24 protein-coding genes are annotated in these 22,118 nt (G+C 68.2%); 8 read left to right on the top strand and 16 right to left on the bottom strand.

Annotation, left to right across the window (positions count from 1 at the left end; genetic code table 11):
* Positions 1 to 2: 2 nt before the first annotated feature.
* From HCA44_RS16535 to HCA44_RS16520, 4 genes are all read right to left on the bottom strand, one after another.
* Positions 3 to 1,478 (bottom strand): NAD-dependent succinate-semialdehyde dehydrogenase, encoded by a 1,476-nt coding sequence (locus tag HCA44_RS16535; protein ID WP_169650343.1) that lies wholly within the window; start codon positions 1,476 to 1,478, stop codon positions 3 to 5.
* Positions 1,462 to 4,350, bottom strand: a complete 2,889-nt coding sequence (locus tag HCA44_RS16530; protein ID WP_206038260.1) for an FAD-binding and (Fe-S)-binding domain-containing protein — start codon at positions 4,348 to 4,350, stop codon at positions 1,462 to 1,464. Before HCA44_RS16530 ends, HCA44_RS16535 begins: the two co-directional genes overlap by 17 nt.
* Complete coding sequence (locus HCA44_RS16525; RefSeq protein WP_169650341.1) at positions 4,347 to 5,600, bottom strand: aminotransferase class III-fold pyridoxal phosphate-dependent enzyme; 1,254 nt, start codon at positions 5,598 to 5,600, stop codon at positions 4,347 to 4,349. The genes HCA44_RS16530 and HCA44_RS16525 overlap by 4 nt, the downstream gene beginning before the upstream one ends.
* A gap of 85 nt (positions 5,601 to 5,685) precedes the next feature.
* A complete protein-coding gene (locus HCA44_RS16520) occupies positions 5,686 to 6,912 on the bottom strand; it encodes a helix-turn-helix domain-containing protein (RefSeq protein WP_169650339.1) in 1,227 nt (408 codons plus the stop codon).
* Between the two features lie 172 nt (positions 6,913 to 7,084).
* Between HCA44_RS16520 and HCA44_RS16515 the strand changes: the two genes are divergently transcribed.
* The 5 genes from HCA44_RS16515 to HCA44_RS16495 are packed head-to-tail and all read left to right on the top strand — an operon-like array spanning position 7,085 to position 12,086.
* Positions 7,085 to 7,957 carry an ABC transporter ATP-binding protein gene (locus HCA44_RS16515; RefSeq protein WP_169650337.1) on the top strand — a complete coding sequence of 291 codons (873 nt, stop codon included), beginning with the start codon at positions 7,085 to 7,087 and terminating at the stop codon, positions 7,955 to 7,957.
* Positions 7,957 to 8,661: an ABC transporter ATP-binding protein gene (locus HCA44_RS16510; protein ID WP_169650483.1), complete on the top strand. Its 705-nt coding sequence runs from the start codon at positions 7,957 to 7,959 to the stop codon at positions 8,659 to 8,661. Before HCA44_RS16515 ends, HCA44_RS16510 begins: the two co-directional genes overlap by 1 nt.
* Before the next feature lie 30 nt (positions 8,662 to 8,691).
* Positions 8,692 to 9,570 (top strand): branched-chain amino acid ABC transporter permease, encoded by an 879-nt coding sequence (locus tag HCA44_RS16505; protein WP_169650335.1) that lies wholly within the window; start codon positions 8,692 to 8,694, stop codon positions 9,568 to 9,570.
* Positions 9,570 to 10,709 (top strand): branched-chain amino acid ABC transporter permease, encoded by a 1,140-nt coding sequence (locus HCA44_RS16500; RefSeq protein ID WP_169650333.1) that lies wholly within the window; start codon positions 9,570 to 9,572, stop codon positions 10,707 to 10,709. Before HCA44_RS16505 ends, HCA44_RS16500 begins: the two co-directional genes overlap by 1 nt.
* A 33-nt stretch (positions 10,710 to 10,742) precedes the next feature.
* Entirely contained in the window at positions 10,743 to 12,086 is a 1,344-nt protein-coding gene (locus tag HCA44_RS16495) for an ABC transporter substrate-binding protein (RefSeq protein ID WP_169650331.1), read from the top strand.
* 58 nt (positions 12,087 to 12,144) lie between these two features.
* Here HCA44_RS16495 and HCA44_RS16490 read toward each other — a convergent pair whose 3' ends face one another.
* The 4 genes from HCA44_RS16490 to HCA44_RS16480 all read right to left on the bottom strand — a co-directional run bounded on the left by HCA44_RS16490 (position 12,145) and on the right by HCA44_RS16480 (position 13,836).
* Complete coding sequence (locus tag HCA44_RS16490) at positions 12,145 to 12,432, bottom strand: hypothetical protein (RefSeq protein ID WP_169650329.1); 288 nt, start codon at positions 12,430 to 12,432, stop codon at positions 12,145 to 12,147.
* Positions 12,420 to 12,542 (bottom strand): hypothetical protein, encoded by a 123-nt coding sequence (locus HCA44_RS21200; protein ID WP_277350838.1) that lies wholly within the window; start codon positions 12,540 to 12,542, stop codon positions 12,420 to 12,422. Before HCA44_RS21200 ends, HCA44_RS16490 begins: the two co-directional genes overlap by 13 nt.
* Positions 12,543 to 12,668: 126 nt before the next feature.
* Entirely contained in the window at positions 12,669 to 13,628 is a 960-nt protein-coding gene (locus HCA44_RS16485) for an ADP-ribosylglycohydrolase family protein (protein ID WP_169650482.1), read from the bottom strand.
* Positions 13,629 to 13,644: 16 nt separating this feature from the next.
* Positions 13,645 to 13,836, bottom strand: a complete 192-nt coding sequence (locus tag HCA44_RS16480; protein WP_169650327.1) for a hypothetical protein — start codon at positions 13,834 to 13,836, stop codon at positions 13,645 to 13,647.
* Positions 13,837 to 14,380: 544 nt separating this feature from the next.
* Between HCA44_RS16480 and HCA44_RS16475 the strand changes: the two genes are divergently transcribed.
* Positions 14,381 to 14,722, top strand: coding sequence for a hypothetical protein (locus tag HCA44_RS16475; protein WP_169650325.1), 342 nt, complete (start codon positions 14,381 to 14,383; stop codon positions 14,720 to 14,722).
* Here the strand turns inward: HCA44_RS16475 and HCA44_RS16470 are convergent.
* The 5 genes from HCA44_RS16470 to HCA44_RS16450 all read right to left on the bottom strand — a co-directional run bounded on the left by HCA44_RS16470 (position 14,707) and on the right by HCA44_RS16450 (position 18,308).
* Positions 14,707 to 15,633, bottom strand: coding sequence for a hypothetical protein (locus tag HCA44_RS16470; protein WP_169650323.1), 927 nt, complete (start codon positions 15,631 to 15,633; stop codon positions 14,707 to 14,709). The two genes, HCA44_RS16475 and HCA44_RS16470, sit on opposite strands and share 16 nt — an antisense overlap.
* Positions 15,630 to 16,460 carry a hypothetical protein gene (locus tag HCA44_RS16465; RefSeq protein WP_169650321.1) on the bottom strand — a complete coding sequence of 277 codons (831 nt, stop codon included), beginning with the start codon at positions 16,458 to 16,460 and terminating at the stop codon, positions 15,630 to 15,632. Before HCA44_RS16465 ends, HCA44_RS16470 begins: the two co-directional genes overlap by 4 nt.
* A complete protein-coding gene (locus HCA44_RS16460; RefSeq protein ID WP_169650319.1) occupies positions 16,460 to 16,801 on the bottom strand; it encodes a type VII secretion target in 342 nt (113 codons plus the stop codon). The genes HCA44_RS16465 and HCA44_RS16460 overlap by 1 nt, the downstream gene beginning before the upstream one ends.
* A gap of 72 nt (positions 16,802 to 16,873) precedes the next feature.
* Positions 16,874 to 17,788, bottom strand: coding sequence for a hypothetical protein (locus HCA44_RS16455; protein WP_206038259.1), 915 nt, complete (start codon positions 17,786 to 17,788; stop codon positions 16,874 to 16,876).
* A 22-nt stretch (positions 17,789 to 17,810) separates the two neighbouring features.
* Positions 17,811 to 18,308, bottom strand: a complete 498-nt coding sequence (locus tag HCA44_RS16450; protein ID WP_169650316.1) for a YbaB/EbfC family nucleoid-associated protein — start codon at positions 18,306 to 18,308, stop codon at positions 17,811 to 17,813.
* Positions 18,309 to 18,413: 105 nt separating this feature from the next.
* Between HCA44_RS16450 and HCA44_RS16445 the strand changes: the two genes are divergently transcribed.
* The gene (locus HCA44_RS16445) at positions 18,414 to 18,821 is read left to right on the top strand and encodes a hypothetical protein (RefSeq protein WP_169650314.1); all 408 of its coding nucleotides are present in this window, start codon (positions 18,414 to 18,416) and stop codon (positions 18,819 to 18,821) included.
* Positions 18,822 to 18,833: 12 nt separating this feature from the next.
* Here the strand turns inward: HCA44_RS16445 and HCA44_RS16440 are convergent, their stop codons facing one another.
* Entirely contained in the window at positions 18,834 to 19,280 is a 447-nt protein-coding gene (locus HCA44_RS16440; RefSeq protein WP_169650312.1) for a DoxX family protein, read from the bottom strand.
* A gap of 79 nt (positions 19,281 to 19,359) precedes the next feature.
* Positions 19,360 to 19,650, bottom strand: coding sequence for a hypothetical protein (locus tag HCA44_RS16435; RefSeq protein ID WP_169650310.1), 291 nt, complete (start codon positions 19,648 to 19,650; stop codon positions 19,360 to 19,362).
* A gap of 363 nt (positions 19,651 to 20,013) precedes the next feature.
* Here HCA44_RS16435 and HCA44_RS16430 point away from each other — a divergent pair, with 363 nt between their 5' ends.
* Positions 20,014 to 21,393: a hypothetical protein gene (locus HCA44_RS16430; protein ID WP_169650309.1), complete on the top strand. Its 1,380-nt coding sequence runs from the start codon at positions 20,014 to 20,016 to the stop codon at positions 21,391 to 21,393.
* A gap of 10 nt (positions 21,394 to 21,403) precedes the next feature.
* Here HCA44_RS16430 and HCA44_RS16425 read toward each other — a convergent pair whose 3' ends face one another.
* Complete coding sequence (locus tag HCA44_RS16425) at positions 21,404 to 22,111, bottom strand: alpha/beta fold hydrolase (protein WP_169650307.1); 708 nt, start codon at positions 22,109 to 22,111, stop codon at positions 21,404 to 21,406.
* Between the last annotated feature and the right edge of the window lie 7 nt (positions 22,112 to 22,118).

The raw sequence follows: 22,118 nt of genomic DNA, 5'->3' as shown, positions 1-22,118 counted from the left end.
CCTCATCCCTTCGGAATGGCGAGGTACTTGTACTCGAGGAATTCGTCGATGCCGACGCGGCCGCCTTCACGTCCCAGCCCCGACTGCTTGACGCCGCCGAACGGGGCAGCGGGGTTCGAGACCAGGCCGGTGTTGAGGCCCACCATGCCCACCTCCATCCGGTCGCTCATCCGGAACGCCCGGTCGAGGTCCTGCGTGAACAGGTAGCCGACGAGTCCCCAGTCCGTGTCGTTCGCGACCCGGACGATCTCGTCCTCGTCGTCGAACACGAAAATCGGTGCCACCGGGCCGAAGATCTCGGTGCTCGCGAGGTCGGCGTCGCGCGGGACGCCGGTAAGCACGGTCGGCTGGTAGAAGTGGCCACTCGCGCCGACCGTGTCGCCGCCGATCGCGACGCTCGCTCCCTTCGCGATCGCATCGGTCACGAGGGCCCGGACCTTGTCGATCGCGGCCGCGTCGATCAACGGTCCGACGTCGGTCCCCTCGGCCAACCCGTCGCCCACGGTGAGCGCGCTCATCCGCTGTGCGAGTTTCGCGGTGAACTCGTCCGCCACGTCGCGGTGCACGTAGAAGCGATTGGCGGCCGTGCACGCCTCACCCATGTTGCGCAGCTTCGCGACCATCGCACCCTCGACGGCCTTGTCCAGATCGGCGTCGGCGCACACGACGAACGGCGCATTGCCGCCCAACTCCATCGACGTGCGCATCACGGTCGTCGCTGCCTGGGCGAGCAGGATCTTCCCGACGCCGGTCGAGCCGGTGAAGCTGAGCTTGCGAGCAAGGCCGCCTTCGAGCCAGGGCGTCACGACTCCCGACGCGTCGGTCGTCGGGACGACATTGAGCACGCCCTTCGGCAAACCGGCTTCGGCAAGGATCTCGGTGAGCGCCAAGGCCGTCAGCGGTGTCTGCGGCGCCGGCTTGAACACCATCGTGCAGCCTGCCGCGATCGCCGGACCGATCTTGCGGGTACCCATCGCGAGCGGAAAGTTCCACGGTGTGATCAGCACGCACGGGCCCACCGGAACCCGGCCCACGACGATGCGGTTCTTCCCGTCCCCGGTGGTCGTGGTGTCGCCCGCGATACGTACCGCTTCCTCGGAGAACCAGCGGAAGAATTCGGCGCCGTACGCGACCTCGCCTCGCGCCTCGGCGAAGGGCTTGCCCATCTCCAGGGTCATGATCGTGGCGAGCTCGTCGGTCCGTGCGAGGATCAGATCGTAGGCACGGCGCAAGATCTCGCTTCGCTCGCGTGGCGCTGTACGCGCCCACTCGTCCTGTACCCGCGCCGCGGTCTCGACGGCACGCCGTGCGTCGTCCGGCCCACCGTCCGCGACATGGGCGAGAGTCTCGCCGGTTGCGGGATTCTCGACGGCGAACGTGCGTCCGGATGCCGCGGGCGTCCACGCGCCGTCGAGGTAGAGATCGAGCGGGACCGCGGACAATGCGGGATGTGTCGTCTTCTCAGAGGTCGTCGTCATGGCCGCCCTTCCGTTCCGGATCGAGAATCTGTGCGAGGTGAAGTGATTCGCGGCCCGGTTCGAGCTGCCGGACCTGCATGTGGCAGGAGAAGCCGTCGGTGAGCACCTGCGCGGTGTCCGCTGCCAGTGCGGGCGCGAGGGCCTGTTCGGCGACCTTCATGCTGACGTCGTAGTGGTCGCGTTCGAACCCGAAGTTGCCCGCCACGCCGCAACAGCCGACGGCCTCCCGCACGCGTTCGACGCCGACTGCCGCGAGGGCCTTGCGCTGCGTCGCGGCACCGAAGGTCGCGTACTCGTGGCAATGCGTCTGCACCGTCACCGAATCGGGCAACGACCCGCGCGGCCGCCACCCGCTGCCCGCGAGGTGGACGACATGGTCGGCGAAGCTGCGGACGCGCACCGCGACGCGCTGCGCCTGCTCCGTGTCGACCAGCTCGGGCAGGTCCTTGCGCAGCGCCGCCGCGCAGCTCGGTTCGAGGACGACGATCGGCCGATCGGTGCCGTCGTCGAGCGCCGCCGCGGTCTTGCGCAGCAGCCTCTTCGCGATGCCGAGTTGTCCGGTCGAGATATAGGTGAGGCCGCAGCACGCGTCGGCGCGGCAGTCGACACCGGAGCTGCCCGGCACCTCGCCCAGCACGCGTCGCGCGGCGTCGATCACCTCGGGCCGGAACCCGCGGGTGAAGGTGTCGGCGAACAGCACGACGTCACCGTCGGGGTTGCGTTCGCCGACGGCACGACGAATCCGGGTGCGGGACGCGAAATGCGGAATCTCGCGGCGGGTGGTCAGGCCGCCCAGCCGCGCACCGACCTTCGCGAGCACGCTGCGGCCCGCGCGGTTGACGAGCGGAGCGGCGCGTTCGGTGATCTCGAGCCACCGGGGCAGCCAGCCCAGCGAGTAGTGCGACATCGGCCTGCGCCGCGAGCGGTAGTAGTGATCGAAGAACTCCGACTTGTAGGTCGACATGTCCACGCCCACCGGACAATCCGTCGAGCACGCCTTGCACGAGAGGCACAGGTCGAGCGATTCGCGTACGGCATCGGACTTCCAGCCGTCGGCGACCGTGGGCGACGAGCGCACCATCTCCTGCAGTGCACGCGCGCGGCCGCGGGTCGAGTCCTTCTCGTCACGGGTAGCGCGGTAGCTCGGGCACATGACGCCCCCCGAGTCGGCACGGCAACGGCCGACTCCGATACAGCCCTGCACGGCGTGCACGAAGCCGGCGACCGGTACCGCGTGACTCGGCGTCAGATCGAAGCTCGTCGGCCAGTCTCGTGGGCTGATGCCGTCCTGGGACAGGTTGGCCATCAGGGGCTCCGGGTGCACGATCTGGTTCGGCCCGAGCACGCCGTCCGGATCCCAGATGTGCTTGAACCGCGCGAACGAGTCCATCACCCGAGGCGAGTACATCAGTGGCAGCAGCTCGGAGCGGGCACGGCCGTCGCCGTGCTCGCCCGACATCGAGCCGCCGAACTCGACACACAGTGCACCCGCCCGGTGGATGAACCGCGACATGACGTCGCGCCCCTCGGGCGTGCGCTGGTCGAAGTCGATGCGGATGTGCATGCACCCGGCACCGAAGTGACCGTAGAAGATTCCGGTGAGCGCGAATTCGTCGAGCAGTGCGGTGAGCGCGACGAGATAGTCTGCGAGACGATCCGGCGCGACGGCCGAATCCTCCCACCCGGTCCACGATTCGCCGCCCTCCTCGAGCCGCCCCGACAGGCCCGCGCCGTCCTCGCGCACACGCCACAGCGACGTGCGCTCGGCGGGGTCGTCGACAACCCGCGCGTCGACGAGGCGACCGTTCGCCCGAAGCTTCTCCACCAGGTCGTCGCGCCGCTGATGCACCTCGGCAGGGTCGTCGCCGTCGAGCGAGACGTACAGCCACGCATTACCCTCCGGGAGTCCGACGACGGAGTCGGCGCCACGCCGCCAGCGCATCGTGTCGACGATCTTCGAGTCGATGCCCTCGAGTGCGGCCGGGTCGTAGTCGAGGATGGTCGTCGTGTCGCGAGCGGCATCGACGATGTCGCGGTAACCGAGACACAGCAGGATCGCCGTCGGCGGCACCGGCACGAGGCGCACCGTGGCCGCCACCACGATCGCACACGTGCCCTCGCTTCCGACGAGCGCACGTGCGACGTCGAACCCGTTCTCGGGCAGCAGGTTCTGCACGTGGAATCCCGACACCTGCCGTGGGATCCGGCCGAGTTCGAGGCGGAACTCGGCGAGGTACTCGGCCGCGAGGTCGTGCAGTGCACTCGTCAACCGTTCGGCTTCGCGCCTCGCCTCGGCGTCACCCGCGTCGGTCGCGACGACACCCGTGCGTGTCGCGGTCACCCGCTGCCCCGACGCGGTCACGAGGTCGAGCGCGAGCACGTGGTCGCTCGTACGCCCGTAGCGCACCGAGTGGTTTCCACACGCGTCGTTTCCGATCGCCCCGCCCACCGTTGCACGGGACTTGCTCGACGGGTCGGGCGCGAACGTGCGGGCCCCGTCGGAGGCCGCCAGGATCTGCGCCTGCAGATCGGTCAGCACGATGCCCGGTTGCACGCATGCGGTGTCGCCGTCGAACGAGACGACCGCGTTCATGTGTCGCGAGAAGTCGAGGACGACTCCCGGACCGATCGCGTTGCCCGCGAGGGATGTTCCGCCGCCACGTCCCACCACCGGAATGCCCGCGCGCCCGCACTCACGGACGACGGCGATCACGTCGTCGCCATCGCGCGGGAACACCACACCCACCGGCGGGACGCGGTAGTTCGACGCGTCGTAGCTGTACTCCGCGAGGCGGCGCGGCGAGATGTCGACGTCGACGCCGTGGTCGCGCAGCGCGGCGGCCACAGCGTCGACCGTAGCGGTGTCGATCAAGCGAAGGCCGCCTTCATAGCGGCCTCGAGGCGGGTGAGGCCCTGGTCGATTTCGTTTTCCGAGACGTTGAGCGCGGGGATCACGCGCACTACGTTGCCAAAGCCGCCGCACGTGAGGAGCAGCAGGTCCTCCGCAATCGCCGCCTGCTGTACGCCGACCGCCGCAGCGGCGTCGGGAGCGCCTTGCGCGGTGGTGAATTCGAGGCCCTGCATCAGTCCCCGCCCGCGAACATCCGCGAGGCGTGGGAACTGCGTCTGCAGTGCGCGCAGCCCGGCAGCCAGTTGCTCGCCGCGCACCGCCGCGTTGTGGACGAGATTCTCGTCGCGGATGACGTCGAGCGTCGCGATCGCCGCCGCGGCAGACACCGCGTTGCCGCCGTACGTGCCGCCCTGCGAACCGGGCCACGCCTTGTCCATGACGGTGGTGGGCGCGGCGATCGCGGAGATCGGGAACCCCGACGCGAGTCCCTTCGCGGTGATCAGGATGTCCGGCGTCGCCGTCGACCACTGGTGGCCCCAGAACCTGCCGGTACGCCCGACGCCCGCCTGCACCTCGTCGAAGATCAGCAGGATGCCGTGGGCGTCGGCCCGCTCTCGCAACCCCTCCATGAACCGCACGGGCGTCGGGAGATAACCGCCGTCGCCGAGCACAGGCTCGATGAGGAACGCCGCAGTGTCCGCGGGCGCCGAGATCGACTGCAGTAGGTAGTCGAGTTCCTTCAGCGCGAAATCGACCGCCGTGTCTTCGTCCCACCCGTAGCGGAAGGCATACGGGAACGGGGCGATGTGCACGCCGCTCATCAACGGTGCGAAACCCGACCGGAAGCGGGTGCCTGCCGTCGTGAGCGACGCGGCCGCGACCGTACGGCCGTGGAATCCGCCGTGGAACGCGACGACGTTCGGCCGTTCGGTCGCCATCCGCGCGAGTCGCACCGATGCCTCCACGGCCTCGGCTCCGGTCGTCGCGTAGAACACCGAGTCGAGCCCCGTAGGCAGGTACTCCCCCAGCTTGTCGGTCAGCTCGAGCAGCGGCTTGTGCATCACCGTCGTGTACTGCGCGTGCACGATCGAGCCGACCTGTTCGCGCGCGGCCTCCACCACGCGCGGGTGACAGTGGCCGGTGCTCGTCACGCCGATGCCGGTCGTGAAGTCGAGGTACTCGCGCCCGTCCGTGCCGTGGATCCAGCTACCGAGCGCATGGTCGACCACCACTGGGGTGGCCTGCTTGAGAATGGGGCTCAGGGTGGTCATGGCATTCAGTGTTCTTCTGCATCCGCAGATTGTCAACAATCGACATGGCGTGAGATCACGATACATGCCGCCACGTGCGATTTTCTCAGACGTCGAGCCCCATCAGGGCCAGTGACAGCAGCAGCCGGTCGTCGGGGTCGGCGATGCTACGCCCGGTGAGTTCCTTGACCTGCCGCATGCGATAGATGACCGTATTGCGGTGGCAGTACAACGATTCCGCGGCATGTGTGGGCGAACCGTTGTGCGCGAGCAAGGCCCGAAGCGTGCCGAGCAGCACATCGGACTGATGGCGCGGCATCGCGAGAACCGGCCCGAGCGTCCGGCGGACGAGCAGCCCGGTCGCCGCGGGCGAGGAGGCCAACAGAACCTGAGGTAGCCGGTCGTCGACGACAGCGACGTCGACGCTGCCGCGCGCGATCGTGTCGACGGTGCGCCCGGCGAGCTGGAATGCGGTGCCGAAGCCCGAGATCCCCTCGGGCGCCCCCGCTATCCCGACGCGGCCGGTCGCGCACGGGCGCAGGTGACACACGAGGTCGTCGAGCGTGGTCCCGATCAGGACGACGAGACCGAAGTGCAGGTCGCCGCGAACCTGCCAGTACGACGCGATGTCGGCGTCGTCGAGCCGGTCGTCGGGCGCCCGGAGGGGGCTGTCGCGATGCCCGTCGAAGGGAGCCACCACGCATGCGATCGGATCGTCCGCACCGACCCCGAGAACCTCCTGGACCTCGGCGGCGAACTGCGGGTCCGCACCCCGGCCCTCGACGAGCCCGTCGAGCAACCGGCCTTGCAGGTGCAGGTCCCGGCGCTGCATGAGCGCCGCCTCCTTGCGGTACGCCGCAGACATCACCGAGTTCTGCACGTCGAGGTTCGACCAGATCCGCCGTCCGGCGTGGACCAGGACCCGGTCGTCGATGCCGAGCGTCGCCTGCTGGGTCAGCAGCGCCTCCCACATCACACGAGTGCCGATCGTGTAGGCGTTGAGGACGAGCTCGAGTGGCACCCCCTGTCGCGCGCGTCGGCGACCTGTCTCCCGCCACAGCGAGGTGGTCTCACCGTCGGAGGACAGGCCCGCCATCGTGCGGACTCCCCGCCGCACGTGCTCGCGCGTGTTGTGCCGGAGCTCGGCCCGAAACTCCGGTCCGACCGTCTCGTGCCACTCCTTGTCCCGCTCGATCAGTCGGCGCGTGATGTCGTCGGCGACCGCATCGGCCTGGTCGACCAGTGCTGCCCAGGCCCGCGCGATGCCGCGCCGAAGCTCGTCATGATCCGAATCGGGAGCGGGATCCGGCGATGTGTAGTGGGTCACATCCATGTGCGGAGGGTTGCACGCCCGGCTGGAAAAACCAAGACAAACCGGAACACCCGTACACAGCGCCCGACCAGTTTTGTGCGCTCAGCCCATATCCCGAACTGTGCAGAGACGCCAAAGTGATCCACGTCATAGGTCCGCGCAGGCGGCCGTGGTCGAAACGAGAGGAGACCCGATGGCGGACACCGACGTCGCGGGCGAGACCGACGACACCGTGGCGTCCGCGGCCACCGACCCCGCACCCTTGTTCGCGGCGAGAAATGTCTCGGTGCGTTTCGGCGGCGTCCAGGCGTTGAGCGACGTCTCCCTCGAGATCGCACCGCGCCAGGTGCTCGCCGTGATCGGCCCCAACGGCGCGGGCAAGACGACGCTGTTCAACGTGGTGTGCGGATTCGTCACGCCCTCGGCGGGGGAACTGTGGCTGCGGGGAAGACGACTGCGACGGTTGCGGCCACACCAGCTCGCCGGCCTCGGCATCGCACGCACCCTGCAGGGACTCGGGCTCTTCGACCGGATGAGCGTGCTCGAGAACGTCATGGTCGGCGCCGACCGTCACGCGCGCGCAGGTTTCCTCGCAGGCTTCGTCGGCATCGGACGCGGACCCACGGACGACCGCGACCTCGAGGCACGTTCACGGAACATACTGGGCGAGTTGGGGATCGCCGACTACGCCCACAGGTACCCGTCGTCGCTGCCCTATCCGGTGCGCAAGCGGGTGGCGCTCGCGCGCGCGCTGGTCGCCGAGCCCGAACTGCTCCTGCTCGACGAACCCGCGAGCGGCCTGTCCGCCGAGGAGATGCACGAACTCGGCGAACTCATCCGCGGGCTCGCCGAGCACACCTCGGTGATGCTCGTCGAGCACCACATGGACCTGGTGATGACGGTGTCCGATCACATCACCGTCCTGGACTTCGGAAAGGTCATCGCGTCCGGATCCCCTGCCGACGTCCGAACCGACCCCGCGGTGCTTGCCGCCTACCTCGGGGAAGACGTCGAGCAGCACACGTCCGAAGAGCACACGCACGGGTACATCGAGGAGGTGCGGTGATGTTCGCCGTCGAAGCGCTCAGTGCCGGATACGGCCCGGTGAAGGCCCTCGACGGGGTGAGCTTCACCGCACCCGAGGGACGGGTGACCGCAGTCCTCGGCGCCAACGGCGCCGGGAAGACCACGTTGCTGCGGACCGTGTCCGGGCTCGTCCCGGCTCGTAGCGGGAAGGTGCGTCTGGCCGGCCGCGACATCACGACGGTCGCGGCGGAGAAGCTGTCCGGCCTCGGTCTTGCCCACGTGCCGGAGGGTCGAGGCGTCATCGCGGAGATGACGGTGACCGAGAACCTGCGCCTCGGCGGGCTGCATCGCGCAGCAGGCACGCCGCCCATGACCGTGGACGAGGTCTTCGACCTGTTCCCCCGGCTCGGCGAACGCCGCCAGGCCACGGCGCACCAGTTGTCCGGTGGCGAACGGCAGATGCTCGTCATCGGTCGAGCACTCATGGCACGGCCGAAAGTACTTCTGCTGGACGAGCCTTCGCTTGGGCTCGCGCCGCGTGTCGTCACCCAGATCTTCGATCTGCTCACACGGCTCGTCGCTGCCGAAGGCCTGACCGTGGTGCTCGTCGAGCAGAACGCCCGCAGCGCCCTGTCGATCGCGGACCTCGGCGTCGTTCTGAGCCTCGGCAGGGTCGTCGCAACCGACGACGCGGCGGTGCTCGCTGCCGACGAACAGCTCCGGCACGCCTACCTCGGCTTCTGAGAAGCCGGGTTCTCGAAAGAAGGAACCGTAGTGCAACAGTTTCTCGCCACGACCCTGAGCGGTCTGGTCCTCGGCGCCGTGTACGCGGCATTCGCACTGGCGCTGTGCATGATCTGGCGCTCCACCCGGATCGTCAACTTCGCGCAGGCGGCGATGGCGATGGTCACCACCTACATCGCGCTCGAGCTGATCGACGCCGGTGCGAACTACTGGGTCGGTTTCGCCGCCGCGTTGATCGCGGGGCTCGCGCTCGGCGCGTTCGTCGAACGCGTCGTCGTGCGGCCCGTCGAAGGCAAGTCGGAGATCAACGCGGTGATCCTGACGCTGGGACTCTTCATGATGATCCACGCGCTCGCCGCACTGGTCTTCGGCACGCAGTACCAGCCGATGCAGGCTCCGTTCAGCATCGAGGGTCTCCGCGTCGGCGACACGACCGTTCCGATCTCACCGATGGGTCTGTTCACGATCGCCGCAGTCGGTGTCGTGATGACCTGTCTGCTGTTGCTCTTCCAGTACACCGACCTCGGCTTGCGTATGCGTGCCGCCGCGTTCAACCCCGAAGTCTCCCGGCTGCTGGGCGTGCGGGTGGGCCGGATGCTGACGCTCGGCTGGGCGCTCGCGGCGATGATCGGTGCGCTCGCCGGGCTCCTGATCGGCAGCGGCTCGTTCATTCATCCGGGGTACATGGATGCGTACGTCGTATTCGGTTTCGTGGCAGCGGTACTCGGCGGCCTGGACAGTCCTGTCGGCTCGGTCGTCGGCGGCCTGATCCTCGGCCTGACGCTCAGTTTCGTCAGCGGATACCTCGGCGGTCACCTCGTCTCGGTGTTCGCCCTCGCGATCCTCATCGTGGTCCTCCTGGTTCGCCCGGGTGGCCTGTTCTCGCACGTCGCCGAACGGAGAGTCTGATGACGACGACCCTGCCCACCACCGAGCACGCCTCACCGAGGCCGGCCTCCCGTGTGCGTCGCGCACTGTCGACTCCACTGGTACGCCACGGTGCGATCGCCGTCCTCGGCCTGCTCGTCGTCGCGCTGCTCGTCGAGACGTCCCCCGAGTTCCGGCAGAGCCAGATCGGCAACATGGCGTACTACGGAATCGCCGCGGGCGGGCTCACGGTGTTGATCGGCCTCAGCGGCCAGTTGTCGCTCGGGCACGGCGCTTTCATGGCGATCGGCGCCTACACGGCGGCACTGCTGCTCTCCGAGGGCAGTCCCACTCTCTGGACGGTGTTGGCTGCCGTAGTGCTCGCAAGCGCCGTGGCGCTCGCGGTGGGTGTCGTGGTCGGCATCGCCGCGGCGCGTCTGCACGGCCCGTACATCGCCGGGGCCACCCTCGCACTCGCCGTCGCGGTTCCGTCACTGGCCCTGCAGTTTCGCGTGCTCGGCGGCGACCAGGGGCTTCGAGTCACGCTGCCCGACATGACGGAGGGCATGCCGTCGTGGCTGCTCGACGCGTTCTGGTTCGTCACCGGAGTCGAACTCGACCGCTACCGTTTCCTCGCATATCTCGGCTGGATCCTGTTGGCGCTCACCTTCGTCGCCCTGGCGAACCTCTCACGGAGCCGCGTAGGCCGGCAGTGGCGCGCCGTGCGCGACGACGACGTGGCCGCCGAACTCGCCGGGATCGACCTCGCCCGGACCCGAGTGGTGTGCTTCTCGCTCAGCGCGACCACCGCCGGGGTCGCCGGGGCGCTGATGGCGATGAACGTGCGGCTCGCGGCACCCACCAACTTCCACATCACACTGTCGTTGCTCCTGCTGGCCGCCGTCGTGCTCGGAGGTCTCGGCAGTCTCACCGGAGCATTGCTCGGCTCGGCGGTGCTGGTGTTCCTTCAGTACTACGCGGAAGAAGTCGGGGCGAACTTCGACATCGCGCCGGAACGGCTTGCCGAACTGAGCCCGGTGATCCTCGGTGCGACCGTCGTCGTCGTGATCCTGGCAGCTCCCGCCGGAATCGTCGGCACGCTGCGCAACCGATGGTTCGCCCGTCGGGCCCGCGCCGAGATCGCCGCGATGAGCACAACCTCGCAGGAATCCCACCAGTAAGCCCGGACGAACCCGGACCCGAGGAGAAACGACATGAGAATCAGAGTGCGCAGGGCAGCTGCGGCTGTCGGAATGCTCACCGCCACAGCGCTCGTCGCTGCCGCGTGCGGCGCGGGGGGCGACCGCGGCGGCGATGCGTCGGGCGGGGACGGCGCCGGGGACACGACCGGCGTCACCGACGACACCGTCACCATCGGCGGCCACTTCCCGCTCACCGGCGTCGCCGCGCCCGGCTACAGCGAGATTCCCTCAGGCCACCAGGCCTACTACGACTTCGTCAATGCCGCAGGTGGCGTGCACGGTCGACAGATCGAATGGATCGTCGAGGACGACGGCTACAACCCGACCAACACGAGCACCGTCACCGAGAAACTCGTTCTGCAGGACCAGATCTTCGCGATGGTCGCCGGTCTCGGAACGCCCCCGCACAATGCGGTGATCGACTATCTCAACGACGAGCAGGTTCCCGACCTCTTCGTGTCGAGTGGTTCGCTGCAGTGGGGCGACGATCCCGAGGCGAACCCGTGGACCTTCGGCTGGCAGACCGACTACGAGTCCGAAGGGAAGATCATCGGACAGTATGTGGCCGAGAACATGCCGGACGCCAAGGTCGGCCTGTTCCTGCAGGACGACGACTTCGGCGAAGACGGCGAGAAGGGTGTGCGCCAGTTCCTGAACGACGACCAGATCGTCTCCGTGCAGCGATATACGTCCGGCAACACCGAGGTGGGGCCGCAGATCGCCGCCCTGCAGGCATCCGGCGCCGATGTCGTCCTCGGCTTCACGGTGCCGTCCTACACCGCACTGAGCCAGCTTGCCGGGATGACGCTCGGTTACCACCCGCAGTGGTTCTATTCGAATGTGGGATCGGATCCCGCCCTCGTCGGCGGGCTGCTGGCGAGGTTCTCCGAAGGCCGTGTCGAGGGTGCGAGTGCGCTCGACGGCACTCTCACCACCGAGTACCTGCCCGGTATCGACCAGACGGACAATCCGTGGATCCAGCTGTTCACGCGAGTCTGGGAGGAGTACGGCAACGGCCAACCGTTGACGAACTACCGCCTGTACGGCATGTCGCAGGCCTACACCTTCGTGCAGACGCTGATGGCCGCAGGAGAAGACCTGACCCGCGAGTCCGTGGTCGAGGCTCTGCAGGAACGCGGAGGCGACTTCGAGGGCCCCGCGCTTGCGCCGTTCCGCTACTCCGCCGACAGCCACATGGGCATTTCGGGTATGGCCGTCTCCCGCATCGAGGGCGCCGGCGGCGAGTACTTGACGCCGATCCTGGTGACCGACATCGGCGACGCCCCGATCGAACCCGAGTCCAGTGGATCGGGCGAAGATGCACCGCCCGAGAACGGGATTCCCGAGGCGCCGTGAGCGACATCTGCCACCGCACCTCCCCGGCCGAGCTTTCGGCCGGGGAGGTGTGCCGGCTTCACGGGTGGCGCACGATCTGGACGCCGTGCCGGTTCACCCGGTAGATCCGCACCTCGTGCCCCATGCGTGACGACGACTCCAGGATCACGTCGAGTCCGTCGAGCGTGACCCGGATGCCGCCGTACTGCATCGGCACACCGAACAACAGGGTGGCGGACGGGATTTCCGTGAGTACTTCGACCTGCGGGTAGCGGAGGGGTTTCTCGCGCCAGTGCAGCTCGCCGCCGGGCACGAAGTCGACATTGCGCTGCAACGCGCGCACGTGCGCCGCGCTCAGTTCGTGCACCGGTCGCGGGTCAGCTCGTCGACCAGGTGGTGATGCCCGCGCTCCCGGGCGACGTCGATCGGCTGCTTGCCTGCTGCATCGCGGACCGTCCGCCACCCGCCGCGTGCCACGAGCCCCTCGACCGCGGGAAGGGTCCCCCGCCCACGCCGACGGGTGCAGCGGTGTGAAGTGCGACTTGCCGCCGAGCTCGGCAGGATCGAGCACGCCGTCCCAACCACAGCACCTGCGGGGAGTCGTCACCCGAGGCGCTCTCCTCGGGGGGCGATGCAATCGAGGATCCGGTCAGCCAGATCCTCCAGGTAGTCGGCTTTGCTCCCCGGCCAACCATGCAGCTGTGACCGCCACCGCGGCGGGACCGCGGACAGGCCCCAGCGCGCGCCGAGGAGGCCGCCTGCGATGGCCGCGACGGTGTCGGTGTCGTTACCCGCCCGTACTGCCTGCTCGAGCGCGGCGGCAAGGTGCCCGGAGTTCGACCGATCGGTGGACGTGATCGCCCACCAGGCCGTCTGCAGCGCGTGGACCACCCACCCGTTGTTCGGGAAGTCGGCGGGCGCACCGCGCTCGGCCTGATCCAGCAGCGGCGTCCAGAAGCTCTTCGTGTCTGCGCCTACGACGTCGAGGTACTGGCGCACGCCGTCGAATGTGCCGGTGAGAACGGCGTGACGGATTGCGTACGACCACATCTCGCAGGCCTCCCCCGCCCGCGGGTCGGAGTGGGTGAGGTCGCTGACCGCGCGCGCCGCCGCGATGCACGCGACGCCGTCGTCGAGATGCCGCAGACCCACCGGCGAAGTGCGCATGAGCGAGCCGTTGCCGCCCGTCCGGCCGGGAAGCGCCTGCGCGACGCGGGTCATCTCCGCAGCCGACGCGGGCACCTGCGACAGCACCGCGCGGGTCTGGTTGCCGATGTCCTTCGGATTCGACCCCGACCACCGCAGGAACTCGGCTACCACGCTGTCGAGACCTGCGCAGGTGCGGAGGTCGTGCTGCGTCGCGGCTGTCGCGACCGCGATCGTCATCGACGTGTCGTCCGTCCACTCCCCCGGCGCGAAACCGAACGGCCCGCCGCCGATCATGTCGATGTGCGTATCGGGCGTGGGATGCGTGAACTCGTATCCCGCACCGAGCGCGTCACCCACCGCCGACGCCACCAGCGCTCCGGCTGCCCGCTCGCGATGTTCCCGCGTGATCACCATGCTCATGGCGAGAAAGCTAGCGCGGCTCACCGACAGGAACGAGTTCGCCCGCCCGGCACGCTTTCTGCGGGGGCGACGAGCCTCCACTTGCCGAACGACGAAACACGAGTGGGAATGCCGCGATCACGCCGAAGACCGCCGCCGTCATGACGAAGTACTTCGCCGTCCCGGCGTCGTCGCGATCGAAGTACGAGATTGCACCTGCCACACACACCCCTGCAAGCACCAAACAGCCGACGACAGACCAGACGAACCGCAAGAGATCCTTTCCACTCCGCCAGCCGTTCGTCGGCCACTCTGCCGGCCGAGGTCGAGCAGAAGACTGAGTCCCACGCACCGGTGAACACCCCTTTGATTGCGCTGCCCGTATCCACGACAGCGTTCTTTCCGCCATCCCACATGGCGTCGGCGTCGAAGCCGTCCTTGAAAACCGAGTCGACGGCACCCGAGGTGAAGATTCCGACGCCGAACGCCGACCAACACTCCCGCCGCCCAGCTTCAACCCGCGGAGTTCAGTGGCCGTCGGCGGGCTTTTCGCAAGATCCTCCAACTCGTCGGCGCGTCGAAGGAAATCGTTTCCGGAGTCGAGGCCGTGCCAATGCCATATTGAGCGGATGAAAGCACGATATCGCGGCTCGCTGTCGGCTCTTGCCGCCCTCGCTCTCACTTGGGCTGCCTTAGTATCCCCCGCATCTGCGGCCACCATGGATACGTCGCGGCACGATGTGTCATGTCCATGTCGATCGGCGTCGATGACCATGGACGTCCTGCGCGACGACGTACAGCGGGCGCTCGGACAGACACCCCTTCACCGATCCGATCCCGTGTCACACGCCGATGAATTGCAGGCGTCGTCAGCCAGAATCTCGGCACGCCACAGCGAGGTTTCTTCACAGCTGACCGACTGCGCCGAGCAGCTTTCCGGTACCGCGGCAGGGGCCTTCAGGGCGGCAGTTTTCGGTCTCGACGAAGGCATTCACCAATTGCAGCAGGATCTCGTCACGGCCACGAGTCGCTACCGCGCCGAGGCCAGTTTCATTGCGGCGACCGACGCCGAAAATTCTCGGCGCTTTGCGAATCAGCTCGACTTGTGAACATTCTGCTCGTGAGCGAGCATCTGCGCCCGCCGCATGCGCCTTTCGATCACGGAGGCGACGAGAGTCGCGTCGTTCAACGGAATGAAGCGTTCGACGCCGTTCGTCGTGATCAGCACCGCGGGGCCCGGCGTGGGACGCAGCACTGCCCCGCTGCGCAGCACCATCCACTGCATGCCTTGGACTTCCGGTCCCAACTGGACGACGCGGCAGGATTGGATGTCGCGGAAAGGGATCGAGGCGTATGTGCCCTCGTCGGGCAGGGTCATCGCCCCGACATATCCGGGACTACCCACCCACAGTTCGAGAGCGTCCCCGGACAGGGATGCGAACAGCAACTGAATGCCCACCGGGCCTCGCGTGACCGTGTAGCGGTGCACACCCATCGTGTGGCCCTGAGGAGTTCCGTCGTACCTGACGAGGAATTTCAGCTCCAGGTCGGTGTCACCGACCTCCGCGGAGCGAGGCGGAACAAGAGCGCTCCGCGCCATGAATGCCGACACCACTGCGACGAGCGGACAGATCCATACGAGACCCCACAGGGCTGAGACCTGCGACGGTTCCGTGTGGCCCGCGACCGCGACCGCCGTACCGATCGAACCGGCCAGCGCCTGCACGAGCGACGCCAGGACCGCGATCGACACCCACCGAGTGATCGATCGGAAGCCGCCGTGCCGCAACCACAGTGCCGCACACATCGGCGGGATGGCGACACACGCCAGCGCGACCAACGACGCTACCGAGGCGGCCGTCGCCACGACGGCGACCCCTGCCGTGAGCAACACCGCGACGAGGGGGACGAAGACGAAGGCGACGTTGAGGTGTGTGCGCACCTTCGACCACGAGCGCTGCAGGTCGGGTGCGACGTCGCCGACGGCACCGGGTGGCCGAGCGGGTACGAGTGACATCATGATTCGGCCGTCAACGTCTGCATCGACTTGTAGAAGCCGTCGAACAGATCGCGCAACAGCGTGAGCTGGGTGGTCGCACTGGTGACCGCTTCGCCCAACTCTTTCAGCAGCTTCGACACGGTGCGTACAACCTGCGCGATTCGCGAGGTCGCCTGGGCGACGACGACAGGAGTACCCACACCGACCGACGCGAGGATCTCGATCGTCCAGCTCACCAACGCGCCCGCAATGGTGGACAGCAGGTCTCGAACCGCGGTACGCACACCACCGACGATCTCGGACATGCCTTCGGTCAGTTTCGAGATTCCGTGTGCGCCTCCGGCGGCGCCACCGGCGAGATCGGCGACCGACTGCGCGTGCGCACGGTAGGCATCGGCGGCCGCACCCGACCATTGGCTCGTGCCGGAGGCCACCGCGGAGAGCATCGCCTCCCGCACGGACATGAGCTCGGTCTCGATACCGGTCCACTGCTGCGCGTATTCCTTGACGCCTGCAGGGTCGCCCGCAAGATTGTCGAGCGCTTCGCGAGCGGGCTCGATGTGCTCGAGCATCCACGACAGGCACTGTGCGGCGACGTAGCCGATGGGGTCGCTCGCGGCCGAAGCGACGTCGAGACCGACGCCGAGTGCGCCGGACGCAGCGGCACCGATGTCGCCTTCCGCGATCCCCTTGCCGAGCTGCCACCCGGCTTCGAAGGATGTCACGCCGGTGGCGACTCCCGTGGAGTCGCTGCTGGGGAGGGAGACGTTCTCGACGGTCGTCGTCGGACCGAGGAATGGCGCCGCCACGGGTGACAGCAGAGCGGTGGGGATGTCGTAGTCGGCCATCAGCGTCCACCCGCCGTCGCGCCCGGTGCGATCTCGTCGACGATGTCCTTCAACGATTGCGCGAAGCCGTCGTCGGCTTCGCCGTACTGCTCGACGGCGGCACGCAGGTTGTCACCTGCGCGGCGCATCGCGTCGGCCGTCGCCTGGACGGCCTGCGCGCCGCTCTGCTGCGGGATCGACAACATCGCGCCGAACGGCTGGCAGAACAACCCGAACGCGTCGGTCATACCCGCCAGCTGCGACGCCGATCCGGCCGCGGCCGTGGTGCGCTCGCCGAAACCGTCGATCTCCCGCGCATGGCCGGTCAGCTGGTCGAGGTCGACCGAGAACGAATCGGACACCGTCGCTGTTCCCCTCCCCTGTGGTCGGCACCTCCCCCGGGCGCACGTCGCGTCGAACCTAACACGACCCCACTACTGCCTCGGCTGGGTGAGCATGAATCGGAGATAGTCGACGATGCGCCCGTCGGCGAGTTCGGGTCGCAGTTCGGGATGCGTGTGCAGGTCGTAGAGCAGGTTGAGCAGAAGCACCGGATCGAGGTCGAAATGCTGGATCGGCAACTCGATTCGGTCTCTCCGCGGGTCCACCATCGTGAGCGCGAGGCGACCGAACGGATCGAAGGCGTAGCGCACGACTGGCGGTGCCGACGGATGCAGATCGATGCGGATCATCTCGACCCCCGCGCGGCCTTCGGTGTTGTGGTACGGGCGGATCCAGGCGATCTGTTCCCAGCGCACGAACCGCGCATAATGCGGATTCGATACCAAAAGACCGTCGGCGACCGCGACGACGCCGTACTTGCGGCGCGCCTGCGTCAGCGCCGCACCGGCGAGAACGACGGCAGCGGGGATCGCAGCGACGATCGTCATGACGGCGATCCCGAGAGCGGAACCGACCGTCGAATCCGGGAATCGCGCAGCGCTGAGTGCCGGCAACACGAGCAGACCGGCGCCCGGCGCGAACAGCGAGAGAACGCGAATCCCGTTGTGCGGCAGGAGTAGGCCGCGAACGGTGTCGAGCGTCGGCGGCACGGAGGTGTCCGCGTCGTGGCTGCGCCCGGTCGCCGGATCGACGTCGACGCGACGTACCCGCGGTGAGATCGCATCACAGCGCGTGTTCGCCCCGAGGGTGACGGCCGGGATCGACAGGAGTCCGACCAGGATTGCCAGGCCGAGTGCGAGTAGCCACGCGCCTGACATGGCAACGACCACGACCGGGCCGACGACGAGCATCGCGAAGACGATCCGCAGCACAACCGTGACCGGATGGCGCGGGCCGGGCCGTTGACTGCTCCATTCGAGCGGCGCGATCATGCGACTGCGGGACACCGGGTGCATCACGACACCCGGCTCATCGCGCGGTGTCGTCGCGACGCACGAACGACTGATTCCGGAAGTAGTCGTCGTCCTCCATCTCGTCGGCGGGACGAGCGACACTCTGGCGCGAACACGGTTCGGAGCCCACCGGATCGCTGTCCTCGGTGGGGTCGGGGAAGCGCGCGACGTACTGCGACACGATGCCGTTACCCGCCTCGTCGTCACCGACTGTGCCCCGCACGAGCGAGGTGACTCGTTCGCGCAGTTGTGTCCGCGCCTCGCGGAGGCACTGCATGATCTCGGCCGACAGCGCTGCGGGCTCGGTACCACGCGCCGCGTCGGTGAGCGTGATGTCGGTCGGTAGCCCGTTGCCGTCGACGGTGACGCGCACCCTTCCGTCCCGCGAGGTGTGCGTGACAGTGGTGGCATTCATCTGCTCGTGCAGCGTCTGGAAGGAACGCGCCTTCTCCTCGAGGCCCTTTGCCCATTCGTCCAGTTCCTGTGCAGCCCGGCCCGGGTCGGCACTGATCACGGTTTTCCCTCCCGTCGACACCGCCGTACGCGACGGCCCTCCCTGATCGATTCGCGCCAAACTAGCATCCCGTCCGCCGACGAAACCGGAAGGAGCACCGTGACCATGAGATCGATTGCCCGCACCGCTGTGCTGGGCGCCGTACTGAGCGCCGCTCCGAGTGCGTGCGGGGAGGCGACCGAGGAGCAGCCTCGCACTGCCGCCCCCGCTACGACTGCCACGTCGACGGCCGCCGCACCCACGACCTATCCCCACGAGACGGAGGACGGCATCGACTGCGGGCTCGTCACAGCACCCGGCGGCGGCGAGTTGCACGTCGCCGCGGTGGCGACCGACGGCGGTCGAGTCGGCTGCACGGAGGCATTCAACGTGGTCGACGCGCGTCTGCGACAGGAGCCCACTGACGCGACACCCATCGACGGGTGGATGTGCACGGCGCACGATCCGCCTTCCTACATCGGGACCTGCTTCGCGGACAACGGTTTCCGCATCGACCTTCGCCCGTCGCCGTGACCGTCGGCCGGCTCAGCGCACGGCGACAACGTCTTCGTCCGGCTCACCCACCGCCGGACGGGACGGTCGGACCACCGTCGCGAGTGCGAGCCGGCCCGGTCCGAGGAACACGAGCAGCAGCAGCGACCAGCAGAAGAGCGCGGACGAGTCGCCCTCGTTCTGGATCGGGAGCAGACCGTCCGGCTGAGGCTTCCAGAAGTAGGCGACGGCCATCGCCCCGGATCCGACGAATGCCGCAGCGCGCGTGCCGAGTCCGACGACGAGCAGCACGCCCACCACGAGCTCGATGGCGCCCGCCCACCACGACGGCCATTGGCCCACGGATGCCGTCGCGCCACCGTAGGGCGCGACCGGCCAGGCGAACAGCGTCGACGCACCGTGGCAGAAGAAGAGAAAGCCCACCACGACTCGGAAGACGGCGATCATCCGCGGCGATACACGATTCAAGGTTTCCGACATGGTGGTTGAGAATTACACCAGGGCGCCCGTTGCGGTGAGCCACGTCCCCGCGAGTGACCTATCCAACAGTGCCTCGAATTCAGCACGGTGTCGAAAGGTCCAGCGCCGAACGTGCGATCGACAGATCGATGTCGGGCTTCGGAACCAGCTCGACGACCGCGTCGTCGTCGAGTGACACATGTCCCGCGCGGCACCGCACCATGACGACATCGAACCCCGCGTCGGCGAAAGCCTGTCGCCCTGAATCCGTCTCGTCGACCGACGCAGCGAGTACCACCGAGCACGACGCCACGTGCGGCGGGACCGCGAGAGCGGGGTTCCACCGCGCTGTGTCGGAAAAGTGCCCTGTCTCGTCCACGTACGTGCGCACAGCGCCTCCTCCCGTTCGGCTCGACGCCAACCGCCGGTCGAGCACCGTCGCGAGTGTTCACGTCACGCAGAGCGCAACCCCATCGCCCGGAGGACGGAACCGGCGTCGGTAGTACACGCCGTCGTACGTACCGGGCCGCACACAGTCCGGCCTCGGCTCCGCTCGGCGGTGTTCGATCCTGCGGAGCCGAATGCCGCGGCACGCCCGACCGTGGCGGCGAACCTCGAGGCGTGTGCCTGGCGCAATGGTCACAGAGCGGCTGCGACGCGGAGCGTCGCGGCGCACGTGTCGGTCGCGCGGTCTATCTTCATGGCACCGGTCGACGCACGCGTCGCCGGCCACCCGACGACGAGGGGGTTCACGATGCACGCAACTCCGTCCGACTTCGACGGCAGCGTTCGACGCGCCTGGGTCGAATTCCGCGGCTCGCTCGCCGACATCCTCGAAACGCTGGCCGAGGGCGAGATCGTCATGCTCGAGGCAGCGTGGGACGAGTCGCCGTCGTCCCGTGGCGTGCAGTTCCTCAGCTGGGGTGGCGGCCTCGTCCGCTGCGAGGTGCCGTCGAATGCGTTCCTGGGCGCGGACGAACAACTCGACGACGCCGACGAGTCGTGGCTCGAATCGCTCGGCCTGTCGCGACCCACGTGCGCGCGCAGCGGGGACCATGGTGACGGGTCACCCGCGTTCTGGCGCGACGACCCCCGGGCATTCGCCGACCGCCTTGCCGACATCGCAGTACGCGTCCTGCGTGACCTGTGGGCAGTGCCCCATCCGGCGTTCATTCGGGTGTCGGGATGCCCTGCGGCACAACAGCTCGAACCGACGCCACCGGCAGAGCCCACCGACGACTCGTGGCTCCCGGTCTTTCCCGAGAACCCGGACGAGCTGCGCTCCTTGCTCGTCCACACGTTGTCGTGCACGCTGCAGTTGCCGGTCAGGCTGGACGGCGACCGCGACCCGGTCGTCGAACTCTCCGGCACGCGCGTGCACGTGTGGCCCACCGACGACGAGCCCGCGGTCCGCATCATGGCGGCGGTCGTGCGCGATCTCTCCGATCACGCCGACGCGCTCGCCCTCGCCGACAGCCTGAGCAGACAGTGGCGTTATTTCCACGCCGAGGTGATGGGCTCGAATCTGGTTGCCCAGTACACGCTTCCGGCCGCCCCGTTCGTTCCCGGGCAGCTCGCGGAGGTACTCGCCGCGTTGTCGGCCATCATCGATTCCACTCGCCTGTCGCCCGACCAGCTCGGCGAACACCTGCGCGACGCGCCGCTCGTGCCGGACGACGACGTGGACGAGCACGCCACGGAATTCGACGTCATCGAATACAACTCGGCAGAGGAGAACGACGACCTGCCCGCGCCGCTGGTACAACTCGCCGAGCTCGACCCGGATGCAACAGGTTTCACGGATTCCGAGACCGTCTTCGAGGTATGCGGGCGCGATCCCGACATCCTGCGCTTCTATCTCGGCGTCGCCGTCGACCAGCAGCAGGCGTGGGACGACAGCGCGGACGACGCCGAGTGCCTCGACGATCACACCGAACGCGACGAGAGCCGTCACGAAGCCGACGGCTGGGCGGCCACCGCGCGTGTACTGCGCCGCGCGCTCGCGGTGCTCACCAACCACCCCAGCGCCCGTTCGATCCGGCCGCCGCAGCTCGAACTGTTCGCGTTGCCCTCGGATCCGACGCTGTTCAGCTTCATCATGCGGGAAGACGCCACCGACACCGACGACCGCTGACGGCACGCACTCACTGCACCGAGCGCGCGTACCGGTCGAGATGGTCGGCCACCGCATCGGGACGCGCGAGCGCGAGCAGGTGGCCCGAGTCGATCGCGTCGGGTTCGACCATCAGCCGCTCCCGCGCGAGCCGCGTGACGAATTCGAAAGGGAACAGTCGGTCATGCCGTCCCGCGAGCACGCGCACCGGCACGTCGGGCCATGTTTCGGCACGCCACGCCGTCGCGAAGGCACTCTCGGCAGGATCGCTCTCGCCTCGCGCGAAAGCTTCGTCGGCGAGCGCAGCGGGGACGTCGTGGAAGAACACCTCGCGCGGGTCGAGCGGTGCGTCGGGGTCGCGCCCGGCGGCGACGTCGGCGGTGCGCCGCTCCTCCGCGTGCCGCGTGTTCGTCCACCACTCCCCAGGCGACTCCCCCGGCGACGGGATCATCGGCGCCACCATCACCAGCAGATCCACGGGCACGAACTCGGCGACCGCGACGGCCGTGAACGCAGACATCGACTGGGAAACCAGCACGAGCGGTCGCGGCAGATCCTGCACCGCACCGACCACGACGTCCGCGTACTCGTACAGCCCGGCGTCGCGGTCGTCCCACGGCAGGTCCACAGTGACGACGCGATGGCCCACCGCTTCCAGCCGCGGCACCACCAGATGCCAGTACCACGAGTCCGAGCCCGCACCGGGCAACAACACCACCGACACCGTCCGCGTACCCATGCACCCA

The sequence above is a fragment of the Rhodococcus sp. HNM0569 genome (genome assembly GCF_012726205.1).
Lineage (GTDB): Bacteria > Actinomycetota > Actinomycetes > Mycobacteriales > Mycobacteriaceae > Rhodococcus_F.
This window is presented reverse-complemented; position numbering and strand designations above follow the sequence as displayed.